General features: G+C 67.9%; 17 protein-coding genes and 2 pseudogenes. 8 read left to right on the top strand and 11 right to left on the bottom strand.

Annotated features, from left to right (window positions below; translation table 11 throughout):
- Window positions 1-61: 61 nt before the first annotated feature.
- Complete coding sequence (locus AC1D1S_RS03700; RefSeq protein WP_243181669.1) at window positions 62-1,006, bottom strand: glutaminase; 945 nt, start codon at window positions 1,004-1,006, stop codon at window positions 62-64.
- Complete coding sequence (locus AC1D1S_RS03695) at window positions 1,003-2,601, bottom strand: PucR family transcriptional regulator (RefSeq protein ID WP_476993746.1); 1,599 nt, start codon at window positions 2,599-2,601, stop codon at window positions 1,003-1,005. Before AC1D1S_RS03695 ends, AC1D1S_RS03700 begins: the two co-directional genes overlap by 4 nt.
- Before the next feature lie 329 nt (window positions 2,602-2,930).
- Between AC1D1S_RS03695 and AC1D1S_RS03690 the strand changes: the two genes are divergently transcribed.
- Window positions 2,931-3,986, top strand: coding sequence for an MBL fold metallo-hydrolase (locus AC1D1S_RS03690; RefSeq protein WP_476993745.1), 1,056 nt, complete (start codon window positions 2,931-2,933; stop codon window positions 3,984-3,986).
- Between the two features lie 27 nt (window positions 3,987-4,013).
- On the opposite strand, the gene AC1D1S_RS03685 is transcribed toward AC1D1S_RS03690, so the two are convergent.
- Complete coding sequence (locus tag AC1D1S_RS03685; protein WP_476993744.1) at window positions 4,014-6,053, bottom strand: glycosyltransferase family 2 protein; 2,040 nt, start codon at window positions 6,051-6,053, stop codon at window positions 4,014-4,016.
- 131 nt (window positions 6,054-6,184) lie between these two features.
- On the bottom strand, window positions 6,185-6,418 hold the full coding sequence (locus tag AC1D1S_RS03680) for a hypothetical protein (RefSeq protein WP_243181674.1): 234 nt from the start codon (window positions 6,416-6,418) through the stop codon (window positions 6,185-6,187).
- A gap of 245 nt (window positions 6,419-6,663) precedes the next feature.
- On the opposite strand from AC1D1S_RS03680, the gene AC1D1S_RS03675 reads away from it, so the two are divergent.
- From AC1D1S_RS03675 to AC1D1S_RS03665, 3 genes are all read left to right on the top strand, one after another.
- On the top strand, window positions 6,664-7,284 hold the full coding sequence (locus tag AC1D1S_RS03675) for a DnaJ family domain-containing protein (protein ID WP_243181675.1): 621 nt from the start codon (window positions 6,664-6,666) through the stop codon (window positions 7,282-7,284).
- A gap of 106 nt (window positions 7,285-7,390) precedes the next feature.
- The gene (locus AC1D1S_RS03670; protein ID WP_243181676.1) at window positions 7,391-8,302 is read left to right on the top strand and encodes an SDR family oxidoreductase; all 912 of its coding nucleotides are present in this window, start codon (window positions 7,391-7,393) and stop codon (window positions 8,300-8,302) included.
- Between the two features lie 161 nt (window positions 8,303-8,463).
- A complete protein-coding gene (locus AC1D1S_RS03665; RefSeq protein WP_243181677.1) occupies window positions 8,464-9,225 on the top strand; it encodes a DUF4386 family protein in 762 nt (253 codons plus the stop codon).
- 133 nt (window positions 9,226-9,358) lie between these two features.
- Here the strand turns inward: AC1D1S_RS03665 and AC1D1S_RS03660 are convergent, their stop codons facing one another.
- The 3 genes from AC1D1S_RS03660 to AC1D1S_RS03650 form a co-directional block, all read right to left on the bottom strand.
- Window positions 9,359-10,279, bottom strand: a complete 921-nt coding sequence (locus AC1D1S_RS03660; RefSeq protein ID WP_243181678.1) for an aldose 1-epimerase family protein — start codon at window positions 10,277-10,279, stop codon at window positions 9,359-9,361.
- Window positions 10,280-10,305: 26 nt separating this feature from the next.
- A complete protein-coding gene (locus AC1D1S_RS03655; RefSeq protein WP_476993743.1) occupies window positions 10,306-11,484 on the bottom strand; it encodes an ROK family protein in 1,179 nt (392 codons plus the stop codon).
- Between the two features lie 82 nt (window positions 11,485-11,566).
- Complete coding sequence (locus AC1D1S_RS03650; protein ID WP_476993767.1) at window positions 11,567-12,826, bottom strand: FAD-binding protein; 1,260 nt, start codon at window positions 12,824-12,826, stop codon at window positions 11,567-11,569.
- 260 nt (window positions 12,827-13,086) lie between these two features.
- On the opposite strand from AC1D1S_RS03650, the gene xylA reads away from it, so the two are divergent.
- The gene (gene xylA, locus AC1D1S_RS03645; protein ID WP_223981120.1) at window positions 13,087-14,277 is read left to right on the top strand and encodes a xylose isomerase; all 1,191 of its coding nucleotides are present in this window, start codon (window positions 13,087-13,089) and stop codon (window positions 14,275-14,277) included.
- Between the two features lie 19 nt (window positions 14,278-14,296).
- Window positions 14,297-15,823 (top strand): xylulokinase, encoded by a 1,527-nt coding sequence (locus AC1D1S_RS03640; RefSeq protein WP_476993742.1) that lies wholly within the window; start codon window positions 14,297-14,299, stop codon window positions 15,821-15,823.
- A 109-nt stretch (window positions 15,824-15,932) separates the two neighbouring features.
- On the opposite strand, the pseudogene AC1D1S_RS03635 reads toward AC1D1S_RS03640, so the two are convergent.
- Window positions 15,933-16,622 (bottom strand): annotated as a pseudogene (locus AC1D1S_RS03635) (substrate-binding domain-containing protein); the annotation flags it as partial.
- Here AC1D1S_RS03635 and AC1D1S_RS03630 point away from each other — a divergent pair.
- Both AC1D1S_RS03630 and AC1D1S_RS03625 read left to right on the top strand, forming a co-directional pair.
- Window positions 16,603-16,902, top strand: a pseudogene (locus AC1D1S_RS03630) (ThuA domain-containing protein); the annotation flags it as partial. The pseudogenes AC1D1S_RS03635 and AC1D1S_RS03630 overlap by 20 nt on opposite strands.
- Window positions 16,887-17,999: a Gfo/Idh/MocA family protein gene (locus AC1D1S_RS03625; protein WP_476993741.1), complete on the top strand. Its 1,113-nt coding sequence runs from the start codon at window positions 16,887-16,889 to the stop codon at window positions 17,997-17,999. The pseudogene AC1D1S_RS03630 and the gene AC1D1S_RS03625, both read left to right, overlap by 16 nt.
- A gap of 110 nt (window positions 18,000-18,109) precedes the next feature.
- Here the strand turns inward: AC1D1S_RS03625 and AC1D1S_RS03620 are convergent, their stop codons facing one another.
- From AC1D1S_RS03620 to AC1D1S_RS03610, 3 genes are all read right to left on the bottom strand, one after another.
- A complete protein-coding gene (locus AC1D1S_RS03620; protein WP_476942847.1) occupies window positions 18,110-18,751 on the bottom strand; it encodes an NADPH-dependent F420 reductase in 642 nt (213 codons plus the stop codon).
- 205 nt (window positions 18,752-18,956) lie between these two features.
- Window positions 18,957-19,106, bottom strand: coding sequence for a hypothetical protein (locus AC1D1S_RS03615; RefSeq protein ID WP_164468554.1), 150 nt, complete (start codon window positions 19,104-19,106; stop codon window positions 18,957-18,959).
- 97 nt (window positions 19,107-19,203) lie between these two features.
- Window positions 19,204-20,015, bottom strand: an 812-nt coding sequence (locus AC1D1S_RS03610) for an LssY C-terminal domain-containing protein (protein ID WP_476993740.1), incomplete at its 5' end; no start/stop codon positions are given.

Genomic DNA, 20,015 nt, shown 5'->3' with positions numbered 1-20,015 from the left:
GATCTGTCAGAGATCTAAATGGGGTTCTGGAGGGAGATTGTGGGGACAGCCGGACGTCAGATCAGAAAATCGACCACCCGGTCCGGTCGGACAGGTCAGCGAGAGCCGCCGTGCCTGCCAGGGAATTTCCTTTGGAATCCAGCCGCGGGCTCCAGACGCAGATGGCGCACTGGCCGGGGACAATCGCCAGGATGCCGCCGCCTACACCGCTTTTCCCGGGAAGTCCCACGCGGTAGGCGAACTCGCCGGCTGCGTCATACATGCCGCAGGTCAGCATGATGGAGCCGATGCGCTTAGCCTCGCTCCTGGAGATCACCGCGCCTTGTACTCCACGACCATCCTGCGCGAGGAATAGACCTGCCTTGGCCACCTCCACGCAGGTCATCATGATTGAGCACTGCCGGACGTAGTTCTCCACCACGGCTTGTGCGGGCCGCCGCAGGTTGCCGAATTCCTTCAGGAAGTGGGCGAGGGCCAGGTTGCGGCTGCTGCTGGAGAGTTCACTCTTTGCGGCCGCCTCGTCGATGAACGGACCCTGTCTTCCATTCTGGTGACCCACCTGGCCGGTGAGGAAACGCAGGACCTGGGCGGCGGCGTCGGGAGTTCTTTCCATCAGATGGTCGGTGACCACCAGGGCGCCCGAGTTGATGAACGGGTTCCGCGGGATCCCGTGCTCGACTTCAAGCTGGACCAAAGAGTTGAAGGACGTCCCTGAAGGCTCGCGAAGGACCCTGGACCACAACGAGCCGGAGTCATCGGCGCCGAGCGCCATCGCCAGGGTGAAGACCTTGGAGATGCTCTGGATCGAGAACGGAAGATCGGCGTCGCCGGAACTGAATAGCTCCCCGGACGTTGTGGCAACCGCGATGCCGAAACGGTCGAACGGCGGGGACTGCAGGTGGGGAATGTTTGCGGGGACTGACCCCGCTTCCGTCCGGGGCCGGTGGCCGCGGACAATGTCATCCAGTAATAAGGCAAGCGGCGGCGAATCAAGTGTTGTCATCATTTCTTGCCCACGTGCTCCTTCTGTATGCCGGACCACTCCTGAACATGCAGCAGCGCGACCAGTGCATGGCGGGGATTGCCGAAGTCCAGGCCGGTGACCCGGCTGACCTTGCCGATCCGGTAGTAGACGGTGTTCTTATGCAGCTGCATCCGCTTCGCGCACTCGGCCACGTCGAGTGACGCGTCGAAGAAGGCACGCAGGGTTACGGCCAGTTCCGCGTCGTCGCGGAGCAGGGCCCAGAGGCTGCGGTGCCGGAAGGCCGCCGTCGTAAAGTTCTCCACTGCGTCGTGGAAGAGGATCTCGGCTTCGAAATCGTCCACCGTGGCAACCGAAACTTCGCCGGAGCGGCGCATGCAGCCCAGCAGCGCTTCGCATATTCCGGTCACGGAATGGATTGATAGCAGATCGGGAACAGCGGGGCCGACGGCGGCAAAGGGGCTGATGCCGAGGTGCTTGTTGGCGTCCTTGACGATTGCCTCGGCCAGACTCCGCAGACCGGCCCCGGCGTTGGCGGACTGCAGCCCGGGAAGGATCACGGCGGTGTCGCCGTGGAACTGTCCCACGATGGCTGAAGGCTTGTAGGCGGCTGCATGGATTGAAGCGAGGTTGGCCAGCTCGCCGTGTTTGAGTGCGGCGTCGTTCTCCTGGGCTTCGGACGCGGAGAGGCCAATCAGGATCAGGGCCGCAGGGCGGTCCGCTGGGATTTTCTCGCTGTGCGCGCTCGCCGCAGCCTCCGCGGGACCCGAAAGGAGGCGCACGATCCGGTCCTCGCGCATGTGCACGGATTGCTGGTTGCGGTACCGGATCAGCTCGGCGGAGGCCCGCGCGGCCGAGCCGGTGAGCACATAGTCGACGTCGTCGCCGAAGCCSSCGCCGGTTTCCTGGAGCCAGATRTAGCCCATGATGCGRTCACCGGCGAACAGGCTGATGGCSACSCGCTCCCGCAGGCCGTCCTGGGGCCGGGCGGGAACCCGGACCGGCAGGCGCGTCCGGTGCAGCTCGCGGTAGGCGCCGAGGTCYTTGAGCAGGAGTTCGTATTTGCGCGGRCCGCGCCGGGCCAGGATCGAGGCCTTGCGCAGCTCGTCAATGGCGTTGGTGACCGTGGAGTAGGCCAGGACCTTGTTGGCGGCGTCCTCGATCACCACGTGGCTGGAGGTCAGGCGGGCCGTGGTCTGGGCGATGGCGAAGAGGTCTTCTTCGAGCAGGGTCAGCACTTCGCGCTGGTAGCTGGGCGGCTGGATCCGGTCCTTGGCGATGGACAGCAAGCGGTCCCAGTCTGCCGCCGGGTCCACCAGCAGCAGGCCGGTTCCGGCGGCGCGGAGCAGCTCTTCGGCTTCCGCCAGTTCGTCGGGGCTGCCCTTGACGGCCAGGACCAGGGGCGGGCTTTTCAAGAGGCGCCGCACTGCGGGCAACGCGGAGCGTCCGCGAACGCCGATCAGCAGGACGAACGCAGTCGCGCCGTCGGCGGTCTCGTCATCGGCGTCGACGATCAGAAAGCGTTCGATCACAGCATCCGTGCGGGAAGGCCGAAGCATCAGGCTGGCGAAACCCAGCGGAAGATCCGCGAGGATGTCGTCCACTGTAGCTGCGGCCATGGGCTTCTTTCTGACATTGGCACCCTTCCCGGACGGCTTTGTCCGGACACCTCAGCCTATCCAGCAGGCATCGCCCAAAGTATGGAAAAGTTCCTAAATTACGCGGCCCGTTTTAGGTCTACGGACCAAGGTGAGGTCTGCAGAGCTGCGGGGGCCTCATCGATTGCTCCGTAGGTGCCGTAATCACTCGTCAAAAGGGCTTTTACGGAGCAACCGACGGGGTTTGAGGACCGGAAGGGGACCGGTCATCATGGAGTGTTGGTGCGTCACTGCGGAACCGACGTCCGCCGCACCCGCCGCCACTGGCGCTGACGCCCTTAGGAGAACGCATGGAGACGCCCCCCGACCTGATCGACTTCACGGCAGGCGGCGCCCGGTCCGGAGACCTGGAGGTGGCCTGGATCCACGGCTCGGAGTCGGCGAAGCACAACACGGACCCGGACATCCAGGTCCACGCCTACGACGGGCACACGTTCATCCTGCGCCAGAACATGGCGGTCAACTACGAGGCGCCGTTCATGTTCCTGCTGTTCGGCAACGCCAGGGCCGTCCTGATCGATACCGGCGCGACCGCATCCGCGGACTTCTTCCCGCTGCGCCGCGTTGTCGACGGCCTCATGGACGCGTGGCTCGCCGCCCATCCCCGCGACGGCTACGGCCTCCTTGTCCTCCATACCCACCCGCATGGCGATCATGTCGCAGGCGATGCCCAGTTCGCCGGCCGTCCCGACACCGTTCTGGTGGATGCGGCCCGGGACAACGCCTGGGAATTCTTCGGATTCACTGACGCCAGTGACCCGGACGCCAGTGACCCGGACGCCGGCGACCCGGACGCCCGTGACTCGGACGACGGCGACCCGGACGCCAGTGACCCGGACGCCGGCGACCCGGAYGCCCGTGACTCGGACGACGGCGACCCGGACGCCAGTGACCCGGACGCCGGCGACCCGGACGCCCGCGGCGGCGCCGGTCAGCCCGCGCAGGTGGACCTCGGCGGGCGCGTCCTGGCATGCTGGCCCAGCCCGGGGCACCACAACGCGGCCGTGACGTTCTACGATCCCCACACCGGGTTCCTGCTCACCGGAGACACGGTCTATCCCGGCCGGCTCTACATCCAGGACTGGCCAGCGTTTGTGAGCACCATCGAACGGCTGATCGGGTTCTGCGCCACCCACACCGTCACCCATGTCCTGGGCTGCCACATCGAAATGTCGCGGCAGCCCGGCGTCGACTATCCGATCTTCACCACCTACCAGCCCGACGAACCACCGCTGCAGATGACCGTGGAGCAGCTCCGGCAGATCCGCCGGGCCATCGACGAGGTGGGCGGACGCCCCGGCCGGCATGTGTTTCCCGGGTTCATCCTCTGCCTCGAGGGGGAGTGAGCGGACGGTAACGCCGGCCTCCAGCCCTCAGCGCCCCCGCAGCGACGCCGCGGCCGGGACGCCGGGCGGGAAATCGGGCAGCGCCCCTGCGGGCGTGTGGAAGATCCACAACGAGAGCGCACGATAGGTGGCCCAGTCGTCGTCGGCCGCCCGCAGGGACGCGATCTCGGTGCCGTCGGGTTGCCTGGTGGTGCGGATGACCTGCAGCCGGACCGGCGCGGCCTCCGGCAACCGGAGCGTGACTGTCCCCGAAGCCGGCAGCGTGCCGTGCGGGAAGCGGACTGCGGCGCCTCCGACCGAAATGTCCAGCAGCTCTCCGCTGGTGCCCTCGGCCTCCACCGGCGCGGACACCTCCATCCGGTAGGCGTTGCGGCGGGATGTGGCGAATTCGGCGGCCCGGATCCTGCGCGTCCCGAGCACCAGGACCGCGCCGGCGAGCACCAGCCAGGCACCGGACGCCACCGTGGAACCGGGCGTCGTGCGCCAGGGCACCAGCCCGGCCAACCCGGCGGCCGCGTAAAGAATCACCGCGGAGATGAGGACAACCATCACGATCAGGATGCGCGGGGTCCGGCCCCGGAGCCGGAGGTCGGCGGCGCCCTTGGGCGTCACCTGGAACTCCAGAATGTTCCGGGACATGAGCCACCAGAGGCACGCCAGGCCGACCGGGACGCGGAAAATCCGCAGGGCGAAGGCCGTGGGCCAGTGGATTTCGTTGCGCATCAGCTGCTTGGACCCCCACAGGCGCACGGTGAACATGACCAGGAAGACCCCGGTGAAAAGCAGCGGCCCGGCGGTGGAGGTCTGCGCCCCGGACAGCATGATCACCACCGGAATCAGGAAGGCCACCAGCGTGGCGATGCCCTCCAGCCACCACAGCGTGCCGTTGAGGTACTCGTGGTAATTCCGCCACGACAGCCACCCCTTCGCCGCCCACAGCTTCTCGCGGACGAGGATCTGCATGGCGCCCATGCCCCAGCGCCGGCGCTGCAGCAGGTACTGGTCCGGCGTCGCCGGCGCGAGCCCGACGGCGAGCGTCTGGTGGTGGTAGACGGTCCGCCAGCCGCGCCGGATGAGTTTGAGCGTGGTGTGCATGTCCTCGGTGATGGTCTCGGTCGCCACGCCGCCCACCTCCTCCAGGGCGCTCAGGCGCAACAACGACGTCGACCCGCACCAGAAGGGTCCGGCGCCGGGTACGTTGCGGGACGCCATGAGGACGTTGAAGAAGGTGCCCTGCTCACCCGTGATGCCGTCGTCGTCGAACGCGCCGCCGTTGTAGAAGGACTGCGGACCCTGGATCAGGGCGATCCCGGGGTCTTCGAACCAGCCCAGGGTGGCGGTGAGGAACGTGGGCAGCGGGACGTGGTCGCAGTCCAGGACCGCGATGATGTCGATTCCCGGGCCGCCGGCGGCCTTCTCCGAGGCCATCAGGGACAGTGCGTGGTTCATGTTGCCGGCCTTGGCGTGGTCGTGGACGGCCCGTCGGACATACCGGGCGCCGTAGGCGACGCACATTTCTTCGACCCAAGGCCGGTCGCCGTCGTCGAGGACCCACGTCTCATGCGCCGGGGCCAGTTCGCAGGCCGCCGCAACCGTGGGCGTCAGAACCTCGATGGGCTCGTTGTACGTGGGGATCAGCACCGCCACCCGCATGCCGTTCGGGGCCTCCGTCACGGGCGCCGGCGGATGGCTGTCGATGTTCCACACTGACCACGCCTTCAGGATGAGTCCGGCCAGCGGCAGGGCCTCGAAGGTGACCAGGATCCAGGCGATGGCCAGGTTCCATTCACCCGACGGCATCGTGAACAGGACACGCCACGTCAGGTAGAGGACCAGGGCGGCGATGGCCGCGATACCGCCGACATGGGCCAGCCTCCGGGACCGGGGTGCTTCCGCTCCGGGAGGGCCGAGCCGGGCGGCCCAGCCGGCAATGCCGGCCCGGGTCAGGGCTGTGGCGTCCGGTGGTACGGGCCGCGGCGCAGCGGATGTGGTTCCGTCGGACAGCCCTTGAGCCGATGCATTCTCGGCGCGCTGCCGCAGATCTTCACGCAGATTCTCACGAGGCACGTGATCTCCCTCAGCTAGATCCGGTGCTCAATGTCCGATCAGCGTAGCCGCGGCGTGGCACCCGGGACCGGATCCGCCGGAATCCTTGCGCAAAACTGCGTAGGGAGTCCGCTTCGTCCTACTGCTTTGATCTATTGCTTTGCAACGTGCTCCGCGTCCTCGGGTCCGACGAAATTGCACGAGCCGGGGTGGCGCTTGGGCAACGTGCACGTGCGCCCGGTGGGCAGGTGGACGTTGGCGCACCGGCCCGCCATGGCCACGTCTTCGCGGACATGCGTGACGTGCGTGCTGCTCTGGTCCTCGGGCGCTTCCTCGCTGCTGGTTTGTAGGGGGCTTCCGGACGCGCTCTGGTTTTGGCTGTTCACGGCTGCAACTCCTCGGGATCTGCTGTGCAGAAAAGATGGGAAGGACGCTTAGTTTTATCCGAAGTCCCCAGCTTCGCACGGGTGGGTTAACACCGGGTTACGGGTGTGTAAGGATCCCGTCTCGGCGAGGGGGCGGGTTGCAATGGCCGCGGTTTGCTGCCGCGCGGACCTTTTGCCGCCGCCCGGCTGTTCCTCATACTGGAAGGCAGATCCGCGATTCCGACAGGCGAGGACGGTGGTGACTGATGAGCAGCGGGGTCAGTGGTTCCAACAGCGCTTTCCGGCGCCGGGTGGAGCGTGCCGCGGAACTCCGGGCCGTGCGGGCCTCGGGCAGCACCGCGCAGGAGAACGACGAGCTCAACACCGCCGAGGAGGAACTCCGGCAAAAGCGCGCCAAGATCGACGACGCCGCCAAGGCCGAGTACCTGATCCGGGATGCCATGGCGCAGGGCAAGTTCGACAACCTCAAGTACGCCGGCAAACCCATTCCCGGGCTGGGCGAGGCGTACGACCCCGACTGGTGGGTCAAGGGCCTGATCCAGCGGGAGAACATCTCCGGCCTGGGCCCGAAGGCCATCCTGCTCCGCACCGAGGACGCCGAGCTCGACGCGCGGCTCGATGCCCAGTTCAGCGAAAAGCAGGTCCGCGAGATCGTGGAGGACTTCAATGCCCGGGTCATCGACGCCCGGCGGCAGCTACAGGGCGGGCCGCCCGTGATCACCAAGACGCGGGACGTCGACGTCGAACTGGACCGCTGGCGGGGCCGCCGGGCTGCCGCGGCCGCCGTCGCCCCTCCGGAGCCGGAGCCGAAGCGGCCCTGGTGGCGGCGGCTGTGGAGCGGGGCGGGCCAGGCGCCGCCGAACTAAACGCCCACAGGCTACGGGCGCCGTCGAACTCCTTCGGCTTATTACCCGGGTTACCCGGGTGCCCGCCCTTCGCAGCTGCCGCAGAGAAAACATCTAGGAGATAACAATGTCTGAACAGGAACCCGTTCTGGTTGTCGGTGCAACGGGATCGCTCGGTGGGCAGGTCGTCGACCGGCTTTTTGACCGGGGCAAGAAGGTGCGGGCGCTTGTCCGCCCGAGCTCGGACGCGGGCAAACTCGAGGCCAAGGGCGTCGAGATAGCCCGCGGCGACATGCTCGACCTCGATTCGCTCATCGCCGCGATGACCGGCGCCGCCGCTGTGATCACGACGGCGGCCGGGTACACCGGGAAGAACAAGAACGCCCACGAGATCGACACGCGGGGCAACGCCAATCTCGCCATCGCCGCCAGCAAAGCCGGGGTGCCGCGCTTCGTGCTCACCAGCATCCTCACGAGCGACCAGACACCGAATGTGCCGCATTTCTGGCACAAGAAGCTCGCCGAGGACAAACTCGAAGAACTCGGCGTCCCGTTCGTTGCCCTGCGTCCCGGTGCATTTTTCGATCAGATCGCCCAGATGGGCGGTGACCCGTTCGAGAAGGGCCGGATCGTCTGGCTTGGCTCTAAAAGCGTGCCCCTGACATTCGTTCTGGTCAGCGACGTCGCGACTTATCTCGCGGAAGCCGTTGACGCGGACATCGCCGCCGGGGAACGCATCGATCTGGGCTGGAGCCGGCCGATCAGCATGCAGGAGGGCGCTGGGCTGGTGTCGCGGCTGGCGAATAAGAAAATCAGGGTCGTGTCCATTCCCGCCGGTCTGCTCCGCGCTGTGGGCAAGGTTGCGGGAAAGTCAGCCCCGCTCATGAAAGACATGGGAGCCATGGCGGCCTGGTTCGATACCGGCCGCTACGTGGCCAAGACGAGCCGCCAGGCAGAGCTCTTCGGTCCCGCGCCAACTCCGGAAGACGCGGTCGCGCGCTTCGCTGCGCGGTTGGGCCATGGAGGAGCGCAGTCCTAATGGGTGTGGCGGGGTCCAGACTAACGGGCGGTCCCGCCGGGTCGCACGTGCGGCCGCGAGATGCCGGTCAAAGGTCCGTGGCTCCGCGGACGCAATCGGCGTAGCCTGCGCTTAGGGGAGCACTTCGCGCACCCGCGCGTCGGCACGAAACGGACGATGCCATGAAGAAATACGGCACAGATCATGATCCGCGGCCGGCGGCTTCGGCCGGGTCTGGGCGCCCGTCATCAGCCCGTGCACCGCTTCGCCTCGCCGCCACCCTGGCGTTTGCCGGCTTCACCCTGTCCGTGGTCGCCGGGTTGCTCCATGCCGATACGGCCAGCGCAAACGACCACCCGACGACGTTCGCGGAGTACGCCCGCAGCGGTATTTGGACGGCGGTCCACCTCGGCCAGTTCGCCGGCATGGCGCTTCTCATCTCCGGGCTGCTGGTCCTGCTGGTGGTCCTGAAAGCACCGAATGGGGCCATGGCCTGGACGGCCCGCTTCGGCGCTGTCGCCGTGGTCGCCGCGCTGGCACTTTACGCCGCGCTCCAAGCCGTCGACGGCGTTGCCCTCAAGCACGCCGTGGACGCCTGGGTTGCGGCCCCGGAGCCGGAGAAAGCTGCGCGGTTAGCGACGGCCGAGGGTATCCGTTGGCTGGAGTGGGGCATGCGCAGTTACCAGAGCTTCGTGCTGGGCGTGGCCCTGATCCTGACCGGTGCCGTGGTTGTCGGGGCGCGCCGCGTCTCCCGGCCGATCGGCTATCTCATGGCGCTGTCCGGGCTCGCCTACCTCGCGCAGGGCTGGATCATCGGGGCCGAAGGCTTCTCCCCGGCGAACACCATTCCCACGCTGGCGGGCATTGTCCTCATCCTCGTGTGGTCCGTGTGGCTGCTGGTCAGTGCCTGGTTCGGGAAGGACGCTCCACCCGGCGACAGGTGACTCGGCTGGCGGACCCTGTCCCCGCCCGGCCGAATTCGCCGGAAGCCTGCCAGTTCGCCGGAAAAGTCCGGCGACTTCGGAGGCATCCGGCGAATTCGCGCCCTTCAAGACCGGCGGCCGTCGGCTACTTGGCTCAGGGCAGCCGGTAGCGGATGCCCCAGCTGAGGTGCCAGGTCTCGCCGGGGGCCAGCCAGCGCAGGCCTTCGCCACTGTTGAAGGCGTCCGCCGGGGCCGTCATGGGCTCCAGCGCCACCGCCGTTACCGGGCCGCTCTCGCTGGGGAAGACACGGGTGGTGAAGGCCTGGACGTAGCCGAAGGACGCATCCATGAACAGTTGCACCTGGCGGCCGTCCGGGGCTTCCAGATAGTGCAGTGAGCTGCCGTCCGGTTCCCGGAGAACGCCGCTCCAGGCGTCGTCGAGGGCGACCTCGCGAATTAGCTGCCCTGCCCGGAAGTCGTGCTTAGTTCCGTGGACAGCCGTGGTGGCACCGGTCGGATTAAGTCGGTCGTTGACTTCGAGGTGGGCGCCGGCATTGATGACGAGCTTGAGGTCTTCCGTGGGCACAGCACCCACCCGGAGGAAAGGGTGGGCCCCCACGGCGACCGGGGCGGCCTTGGAGCCGGTATTGGTCAGGCTGTGGGTGACAAGAAGTCCATCTGCCGTGAGCTGGTAGCCGACCGAGGTCGCGAGTTGAAAGGGGTAGCCCGGTGCTGAGGTGATATCGGCGGCCAGCGTAATGCTGGCAGCCGTCCGGCGTGCTACCCGGTACGAGGCGCCGGACAGCAGCCCGTGCAGGGCGTTGCCGTTGCCGGGTTCTGTAATTTCCAGCTGCTGCGGGACACCGTCGTAGGTCCACTGGCCATCGGCCACCCGATTGGGCCACGGCACCAGGACCCAGCCGGCGCACGAGGGCGGAGCGGACTGGGCGGGGTAGTCCTGCAGGAGGGCGACGCCGTCGATTTCCAGCGCGCGCAGGCTGGCGGCGATTTCCGTGACGACGGCTTTTTGGCTGCGGCCGTCCAACATTCCCTGCAGTTCGTAGTGCTCACCCATCGGCGAAGTTCCCTGCCTTGGCACGGTCAGCCTGTCCGTGACGCGGGTGCGGGGATGGTGCCGGGGGTTGGGCCGAGGCCTGCGGGATCGGCCAGGAATGGGGTGAAGGCCAGTTCCGCGGCGCCGATCATCATCAGATCTGACCCGAGTGCTGCGCGGTAGATCTTCGCCTGGCCCGCGGGACCGTCCATGGCCTGCGACCGCAGGATTGCATCCAACGACGCCGGGGCGAGCGCGTGCAGCGTTCCCAGGAAACCGTCCAGGACAATCGCATCGGGGTTGAAGATGTTCACGGCGTTGCGCAGGGCTATACCCAGATACGTGAGCTGGCGGCCGACTTCATCGTCCACCGCGGCGCTGCGGCTGTTCCCGAGCGCCTCTTCGAGGTCGGCGGTATCGCCGCTGCTCAACCCGGCCAGTTCCATGAGGCGGGACTGGGAGACTTCGGTTTCCAGGCAGCCCGTGGCACCGCAGTGGCAGGCGCTGCCGCCGGAACGGACAAAGGTGTGGCCGAGTTCCCCCGCGTAGCCGGAGGCACCCCTGAGCAACTGTCCGTCGGCGATGATCCCGCCGCCGATGCCGCTGGCGCCACCGTTGAGATAGATCAGGTTCCCCTGCCCGGCGCTGGTGCCGGCACCGGCACCAGCGCCGAAAATCAGCTCGGCTTCGGCTCCGAGGGAGGCGTCGTTCGCGGCCTGGCACGGATAGCCGGCGGCCTCGCTCAGCATGCGGGCGACCGGTTCATTGCGCCAGCCCAGGTGCGGAGCGTGCCGCACGACGCCGTCGTCGCGGTTGACCAGGCCCGGCACGGCCATGCCAACGCCGGTGATCCGGTAGGACGCATCCAGCTCGGACCGCATCCCGGCGATCACGGCCGCTGCGATATTCACCGCCTCCCGGGCGCTCGGAATCCGTTCCGTTTCGAAGCGGATCTTCTTTTGCACTTTCCCTCCGAGGCTGACCAGGCCGATGGTAACGGCGTCGACCTCCGGGTTGACGGCCAGCGCCGCAATCGACGGGCTGGGGTGGACCTCGGGACTGGGCCTGCCTACCTGCCCCTCGCCGGAGGGCGCCGATTCGTAGACCAGGCCCAGGGAGGTGAGGTGGCCGATCAACGTTCCGACGGTGGAGCGGTTCAGCCCCGTTTGGCGGGTCAGTTGGGCGCGGCTGAGGACCCCGTGGTGATGGACGAGGGAGGTCAGCAACGACAAATTGTTGCGGCGCGACGGATCGGGCTCGCCCGTCGGCGCGGAAGCTTGGGTACGTGGAGGCATCATCGTGACAATATCAGCGGCCGAATACCGTGCGGTCCAGGAACGCGTTGCGGAATTTTCCGGCCGGATCCAGCCTGCCGGCCAGGGCTGTGAAGTCGGCAAAGCGCGGATACAGCGGGGCGAGGGCGGCGGCGCCGCCGTGGAAAAGTTTGCCCCAGTGCGGCCTGGCGCCGAACGGGGCCAGTTCCGCTTCGAGGCGGGGCAGGATCGCGGTGACCGCGGGCTCGTCCCGGCGCCAGGTGAAGTGGAGGCCGATTCCGTCGCGGCCGTAGTTGGGGCTGAGCCACAGGTCATCGGCTGCGATCGTGCGGACTTCCCCGACCAGGAGCAGGGGAGTGACGATTTTTGACAGGCCCCGTATGGTGCGGATGGCCTCCACGGCGTGCTCGCGGGGGATCTGGTATTCACTCTGCAGCTCCTCACCCTTGCTGGGGGTGAATTCCATCCGGAAGTGCGCGAGCCGGTCGGACCACGGCCCGGGAACGCCGAGTTGCTCGGTGCAGTTGCTCCCGGACACGCCGGGCAACGGGTGCCGGGCCTGCGTGGCCGGGGTGCCGGAGAAGAATTCCGGGAATCCGGCGGACAGCACCGCCTGGTCCGTGCGGTTCTTGAGCCATGCCTGGCCCACCTTCGTCCCGCTCCAGTCGGTGAACAGGCTCACGCTGTAGGCCGCGGACGTCACGTCGTCGAAGCTTTCCAGGACCTGTTCCCAGTCCAGGCCCTCAAAGACGCTCTGGACAATCTCGAAGCTGGGTTCAATGTCCAGGGTCAGGCGGCTGACGATGCCCAATGCGCCCAGTCCCACCACCATGCCGGCAAAGTCCGGGTCGCCGCGGCGCGCGGTGACCACGGCGCCGTCGGCGGTGATCAGCTCCAGCGCCGCCACGGCGGTGGCGAGGTTGCCGTTGCGGTCGCCGGAGCCGTGGGTGGCGGTAGCAACGGCGCCCGCCACCGAGATGTGCGGCAGCGACGCGAGGTTGTGCAGGGCGAAGCCCCGGCGCTGGAGCTCTGCGGAGAGCGTCCCGTAGCGCGTGCCACCGCTGACGGTGACGGTCATGTTCTGCGCATCGACGCTGATGCCCGCGTCGAGCCTGTCCAGCACCACCAAGGTGCCGGCGGTGTCCGCAATGTCGTTGAACGAATGGCGGGACCCCAGCGCACGGATCTTCGCGGCACCCGTAACCAGGTCCTGCAGCTCGGCCACGCTGGCCGGATGGGCTATCTGCGGTGCCTGGTAGCCGTAGTTCCCCGCCCAGTTGCGTTCGGTCACCATCTGATCGATCACGGTTGCATCCTTCGCTCGGGGCTCTTTGCCCACGTCACAGCCATAGTGGTGCCGCGGACACGGCCGGTTTTGCTGTTTGTCACAACATAACAGTCGCACGAAGATTCCGCTACAGCGGGCACCACATTGCCGGATTGGGTCTGGAGCGAGTGGTTGACATCACGAAAATCCGTAATATGTTTGTCTCTAGAACAATTCATTCCTGAACCTGACCAATCGACGACCACCCCCTACCCTCGGAGCATTCAATGGCGATTCAGCCCACCCGTGACGACAAGTTTTCCTTCGGCCTCTGGACGGTGGGCTGGGAGGCCCAGGACCAGTTCGGCTCCGCCACCCGCCCGCCGCTGGACACGGTGGAAGCCGTCAACAGGCTCAGCGACCTCGGCGCCTACGGCATCACCTTCCACGACAACGACCTCTTTCCCTTCGGCTGCTCCGCGGCTGACCGCCAGCGCGAAATCGACCGGCTGACCGGCGCATTGAAGGCCACCGGAATGATCGTCCCGATGGTCACCACCAACCTCTTCAGCCACCCCGTCTTCAAGGACGGCGGCTTCACCAGCAACGACCGCGGCGTCCGGCGCTTCGCCTTGCGCAAGGTCCTGGACAACATTGACCTCGCCGCCGAGCTGGGTGCGGAAACCTTCGTCATGTGGGGCGGCCGGGAAGGCAGCGAATACGACGCCGCAAAGGACATCCGCGGCGCCCTGGAACGCTACCGCGAAGCCGTGAACCTGCTGGGCGACTACGTCACGGACAAGGGTTACAACATCCGGTTCGCCATCGAGCCCAAGCCCAACGAACCCCGCGGCGACATCCTCCTGCCCACCCTGGGCCACGCCCTGGCGTTCATCGAAACCCTCGAGCGCCCCGAGCTGGTGGGCATCAACCCCGAGACCGGGCACGAGCAGATGGCCGGACTGAACTTCACCCACGGCATCGCCCAGGCGCTCTACCAGGGCAAGCTCTTCCACATCGACCTCAACGGCCAGCGCAGCATCAAGTTCGACCAGGACCTGGTGTTCGGCCACGGCGACCTGCAGAACGCGTTTTCCCTCGTGGACCTGCTCGAAAACGGCGGCCCCGACGGCGGACCGGCCTACGACGGCCCGCGCCACTTCGACTACAAGCCCAGCCGCACCGAGGACATCGACGGCGTATGGGACTCCGCGGCCGCCAACATGCAGACCTACCTGCTGCTCAAGGAACGCGCCAAGGCCTTCCGCGCCGACCCCGAGGTCCAGGCCGCGCTGCAGGCCTCCCGCGTGGCGGAAATCAACGAACCCACCCTCAACCCGGGCGAAGGCTACGAACAGCTCCGCGCCGACCGCGCCTCCTACGAGGACTTCGACGCCGACGCCTACTTCGGCGGCAAGGGCTTCGGCTTCGTGAAGCTGCAGCAGCTCTTCATCGAGCACCTGCTCGGCGCCCGCTAAGACCGTGACGGCTGCTCCTATGAACCTTGTTGCCGGCGTCGACTCCTCCACCCAAAGCTGCAAAGTGGTGGTCCTCGACGCCGGCACCGGCACGCTGGTCCGCCAGGGCCGGGCCGCCCACCCGGACGGAACGGAAGTCCACCCGGACCACTGGTGGCGGGCCTTGTCAGCGGCGTTCGACGACGCCGGCGGGCTGGCGGACGTCAGCGCGCTCTCGGTGGGGGGCCAGCAGCACGGCATGGTGCTGCTGGACCACGCCGGCAACGTAGTGCGCCCGGCGCTGCTGTGGAACGACACCCGATCGGCGTCGGCGGCGGCCGCACTCACCGATGAAGTGGGGGCGGAGGACTTTGCCCGCAGGACCGGGCTGGTCCCGGTGGCCTCCTTCACCATCACCAAGATCCGCTGGGTCCGGGACCACGAACCGGACCTGGCGGACCGGGTGGCGGCTGTTGCGCTGCCCCACGACTGGCTGACCTGGCGGCTCCGCGGTTACGGTCCGGCAGCAGCCAGCCCGCTGGGCCCGGATCTGGACCAGCTCACCACCGACCGCTCCGAGGCCAGCGGCACCGGATACTGGAGCCCTTCGGCCGGCGAATACGATCTGGAGCTGTTCAAACTGGCCTTCGGCCGGGACGCCAGGCAGGCCAGCGGGGGTGCCGGGCACCGGGATCCAGGCACCGTGGTTCTGCCGCGGGTGCTTGGCCCCGGGGACGCCGCCGGGGCGGTCCACCCCGGCTGCTTCGGTTCCGCGACTCAGTTGCCCGGCCAGTCCGGATCAAGCCCGGCAGGACCCGGTCACCGCATTCTCCTCGGCGCCGGCGCCGGGGACAACGCGGCCGCCGCCCTCGGTCTGGGGGCCGAACCCGGTGACGTGGTGGTGTCCGTTGGCACCAGCGGCACGGTGTTCTCGGTGGCGTCCCGTGCCGTCGCCGATCCCAGCGGAACGGTGGCGGGCTTCGCGGACGCCAGCGGAGAATACCTKCCCATCGCCGTCACGCTGAATGCCGCGCGCGTGCTCGGCTCCGTGGCAGGCATCCTGGGCGTGGACTTCGACGAACTTGCGCGACTTGCCCTGGGCGCCGAACCCGGCGCCGGCGGCGTGGTGCTGGTGCCGTATTTCGAAGGTGAGCGCACGCCCAACCTGCCCCACGCCAAAGCCAGCTTCCACGGGCTCAGCATTGCCTCCAGCACCAGGAGCAATGTGGCCCGGGCCGCCATCGAAGGCATGCTCTGCGGGCTGTCCGGCGGCCTGGATGCCCTCCGCGCCCAAGGGAGCCCCGCAACACGGCTGCTGCTGATCGGCGGCGCCGTGCAGAACCCCGCGGTGCAGGCCATCGCGGCCCAGGTCTTCGACCTGCCGGTCGTGGTCCCGAGCCCGGGGGAGTACGTGGCCAGGGGTGCTGCCGTCCAGGCAGCCTGGGCGTCCAGCGGCAACCGGCCGGCCTGGCCGGTCGCGGTGGACGCCGCACCCGCCCCGGACTTCCACCCAGCCATCAGGCAAAACTACCTGCGGGCGAGCAGTCGCGTTGACCCCGGCAACTGAGCCGCTGCTGGCCGTAACAGTGCTGCTGGCCTCCGGCCACCAGGATCCGCCCGGTGCTGCTGGCCTCCGGCCACCAGGATCCGCCCGGTTTCCGCCGTGCCAACGGCGACTAGTGCCGCGGAATCTCCGGTTCCGGGTCCCCGGCGGCGGGAGCGGCCGTCGACTCCCGGACCACCAAGTGGGTGGCGAGTTCGACCCGCCGCGAGTCGAGCTCCTCGTTGTTGGCCAGCCGGAGGACGGCGCGCAGTGCGGCGCGGCCCATCTCCTGCAGCGGCTGCGTCACGGTAGTCAGGGCGGGGATGGACTGCTCCGCTTGGTACGTGCCGTCGAAGCCCACCACGCTCAGGTCTTCGGGGATCCGCAGCCCGTGCCGCCGGGCTTCGGCCAGGACGCCGAGGCCAATGCTGTCACTCCCCGCGAAGATGGCGGTGGGGGGCTCGGGGAGGGCCATGAGCGCCTTGAGCGAGCGGATTCCGTGTTCGGGGCGGAATTTGTCCAGCATGACGTAGTCGGGCCTGATCTGGACTCCGCCGGCCATGAGTGCCGCCATATAGCCATGGAGGCGGGCCTGGTTGCATTCGGCCGATTCTGGTCCGCCAATGTAAGCGATCCGCCGGTGGCCGAGGCCGAGCAGGTGCTCCGTGGCTTCCTTGCCGCCCGCCCAGTTCGTGGCCCCCACACTGACAACCTCCGACGGCGGCGGGTTGAGCGGATCGATCACCACCACCGGGATGTGCCGCCGGCGGAAGGCGCTCAACTGGGCCGTACTGAAGCCGGACGTCACCACAATCCCGGCGGCAGCGGACCATCCGATCACTGCCGGTCTCGGCGACTTCGATCTCGTCACCGAACAGTACTGGGTCCTCGCCGACGACTACATCGACGTCCTGGCCACCACCACCCAGAAGGTTCGCGAATGGGACCCCTGGCACCGGGAAGTCACCTCGCCCGCCGTCTGGACCCGGCAGTGGGGCAAGGGCAGGATCTTCGTCTGCACCCCGGGACACCGCGTCGAAATCCTCCAGGACAGCAACGTCCGCACCATCATCGAAAGGGGCCTGCTGTGGGCAAGCCGTTAAACGTTGGAATCATCGGCTGTGGAGCCATCATCGCCCAGTACCTGGTCAACTTCCGCCGGCTCGAGGACATCAACCTCGTCGCCGTCGCGGACCTTGACCCGTCCCGGGCGCAGGCAGTTGCCGACTCGTACGACGGCGTCCGGGCGCTCACAGTCGACGCGCTCCTGGCCGCCGACGACGTCGAACTCGTCCTGAACCTGACCATTCCCGCGGCGCACGCCGAGATCGCCCTCCGCGCCATTGCCGCCGGCAAATCCGTCTACGGCGAGAAGCCGTTGGCGGCAACCACAGCGGAGGCCTGCCAGGTCCTCGACGCCGCCCGGGCAGCCGGCGTCGTGGTCGGCTGCGCCCCGGACACCGTGCTCGGGACCGGGATCCAGACCGCACGGAAAGCCATCGACGACGGACTGATCGGCCGGCCCATCTCCGCGACCGCCACCATGGTCACCCCGGGGCATGAGCGCTGGCACCCGAACCCGGACTTCTATTACCAGCCCGGCGGCGGCCCGCTGCTGGACATGGGACCCTACTACGTCTCGGCCCTGGTCACCCTGCTCGGACCCGTGGTCTCGGTGATCGGTGCGGCCAGCCACACCCGCGACGAGCGGACCATCGGTTCGGGCCCACGCGAAGGCCAGAACGTGCCCGTGGCAACCGACACCCACGTCACCGGCGTCCTGGTCCACGCCTCGGGCGCCCTGTCCACGCTGGTGATGAGCTTCGACGCCGTGAAGACCAAGAGCCCCAACATCGAAATCCACGGTGAGCACGGCTCCCTCGTGGTCCCGGATCCCAACCACTTCGACGGCGACGTGCAGCTCTTCGCCCTCGGTGCAGACGACTGGGAGACCCTGCCCGTCTCCGCGGGCTATGTGGAATCGGGGCGGGGCTTCGGCATCTCCGATCTCATCCGCACGCCTGCGGGCCAGGAACCCAGGGCGGGCGGTGCCCTGACATTCCACGCCCTGGAGGTGATGGAGTCCGTGCTGGAGTCGGCGCACACGGGTGCGCCGGTCCGGATCGGCAGCACGGTTGCCCGCCCTGCCCCCGTTGAGCTGACCGACCTGACTGCGGCGGCCGTGGGGGTCTCCTCCTAGCGCCCACTCAGGCACGCACGGCTGAATTCGCCGGAAACCTGCCCGTTCGCCGGAAAAGTCCGGCGACCTCGCAGCCTTCCGGCGAATTCGTGCGCCCGGGCCAGGGCGGGTCAGATGGTGCGCTGAGCCTTGGCGAGGTTCTCCGTGAGCTCGGCCGCGTTCTGCCGGATCACGTAGGCCGGGCGGTCCCGTTCCGTGCGCCAGCTTTCGGCGAGCGGGCCCATGTTGACGGTGTCGAAGCCGAATTCGTCGTAGAGCCTGGTCACCAGCTCGGCCGCTTCCGGGAAGTCGCTCGCCGTGGCCATGGCACGGCGGTTCGGGGTGCCGGCCGGCGTCCCGTCCGTGGTGATCTGGGAGAACATGATGTGGTTGAAAGCCTTGGCCACCTTGGACTGGGGAAGGTGCTCCTGCAGCAGGCCGGAGGTGGTGGCCTCGCCGGCATCCAGGGCCGGGATATGCCCGTCACGTTCCCAGTAGTAGTTGTTGGTGTCGAGGACGATCTTSCCGGCCAGCGGTTCCACGGGGACGTCCGGGAGGCTCCTGAGCGGCACGGTGACGACGGCGAAGTCGCCGGCTGCGGCCGCCTCGGCCGGCGTCGCGGCCCGGGCCTTGGGCCCCAGTTCCGCGACGAGGTCCGCCAGGGTCTCCGGACCGCGCGAGTTGCTGATCACGACGTCGTAGCCGAGCTCCACGGCCTTGCGGGCGATCTGGCCGCCGATGTGTCCTGCACCGATGATTCCGATTGTTGTCATGCCGGAGCAACACCCGGGCAGGCGAAGATATTTCGCCGGTTAAGGACGCTGTGCGGCTGGGACCGTCAGGCCACCGGCCGGGGCAGGCGAGTCCAATTCGCCGGAAGCCTCCCCRCTCGCCGGAAAGTTCCGGCGAGCCCGCAGGGTTCCGGCGAATTCGCGCGTAGAGAGGCTAGCGCGCAGGGAGGCTGGCGCGTAAGGGGGGCTAGGCCGTGGGGCCCGGTTCGTCGTCGGTGTCCGGGCCTTCTGCCGCGTCCTGGGAATGGGCGCGGTCGTCGAAGGGTTCAGCCGTTGCATCACCTTCGGCGGGGGTCTCGCTGTGATGACGCTCGGGCGCCTGTGAGTCGTCGCTCATGTCCGCTCCTTAGCTGCTCCTGCGGTGGATTGCTGGCTATTTGAACATCTAGCTCCCGCAGCGAGAGGGCTGTCAAGGGCCCCTGGATCCTGGGGATTCAGGGCGTCCGGCCGCCGGGACGGCTGGAATCCCGTTTGACTTCCTTGCGGGGACGCAGGGCATAGTCGCGGGACCGCTTGCTGGAGAGCGCCAGAAGCAACAGGATGTCCAGGGTCAGGCCGGGGAGATTGGACTTCAGGGTGATGTCCGGGCCGCCGTAGAAAACATCGACGGCCTGGAAGCAGATGGCAGCCGTGCTCAGCGCCATGGCCACCGTCCGGGCCCAGTTTCGGCCGAGGAACACGAACCACGCCAGCAGGATCTCGGCCACGGCAAAGAGCAGGACAAGCACCGTTGCGGCACTGACGGCCAATTCCGCCTGGGCCTCCGTGACCGCCGGGCCGGCCACGGGCTGCACCAGTGAGCCGACGTGCGCGTCCTTGAAGAGCACCAGCGACAGGGCCAGCAGCGCGGCCGCCGCCGCGCGGGCACCGACGAAGGCCGCCCCGACAATCGTGGTCGAAGGACGCCTGGTGCGGCCCTCGCCCGGGGCCGTGACGGACGCAAGCAAGCCCGCAGCGGTCGGCTCCGCGACGGTCTGCCTGAGATCGACGATCGGGAGATTGCCGYCGGTGGTGATGGTGTCACCCCCGCCGTTGCGCGCGTGATAGCCGGTGGAAAAATCACGGATCACCCTGAGCCCGGCCGCGGGATCGGCCCCGGTAATGGCGCCGACCACATGGTCGCGTTCGGCGTCGGTGTTCTCATCGATCTTGTGGGTGATCTGCAGGGTAAACAGGGACAGCCCGACGCTGCGGTCATACGTGCCGGCCGCCAACCAGTCGACGGCCAGCCCGCCCGGCAGCAGCC

Source organism: Arthrobacter sp. P1_A5 (assembly GCF_056406825.1).
The sequence above is the reverse complement of the archived record's forward strand: the minus strand, read 5'-3'. Positions and strand labels throughout refer to the sequence as shown.

Excerpts from the sequence above, each read along its gene's own strand:
- AC1D1S_RS03700 (WP_243181669.1), bottom strand. The coding sequence starts at position 1,006 with ATGATGACAACACTTGATTCGCCGCCGCTTGCCTTATTACTGGATGAC.
- AC1D1S_RS03675 (WP_243181675.1), top strand. The coding sequence starts at position 6,664 with ATGAGCAGCGGGGTCAGTGGTTCCAACAGCGCTTTCCGGCGCCGGGTG.
- AC1D1S_RS03670 (WP_243181676.1), top strand. The coding sequence starts at position 7,391 with ATGTCTGAACAGGAACCCGTTCTGGTTGTCGGTGCAACGGGATCGCTC.
- AC1D1S_RS03665 (WP_243181677.1), top strand. The coding sequence starts at position 8,464 with ATGAAGAAATACGGCACAGATCATGATCCGCGGCCGGCGGCTTCGGCC.
- AC1D1S_RS03660 (WP_243181678.1), bottom strand. The coding sequence starts at position 10,279 with ATGGGTGAGCACTACGAACTGCAGGGAATGTTGGACGGCCGCAGCCAA.
- AC1D1S_RS03650 (WP_476993767.1), bottom strand. The coding sequence starts at position 12,826 with ATGGTGACCGAACGCAACTGGGCGGGGAACTACGGCTACCAGGCACCG.
- xylA (WP_223981120.1), top strand. The coding sequence starts at position 13,087 with ATGGCGATTCAGCCCACCCGTGACGACAAGTTTTCCTTCGGCCTCTGG.
- AC1D1S_RS03615 (WP_164468554.1), bottom strand. The coding sequence starts at position 19,106 with ATGAGCGACGACTCACAGGCGCCCGAGCGTCATCACAGCGAGACCCCC.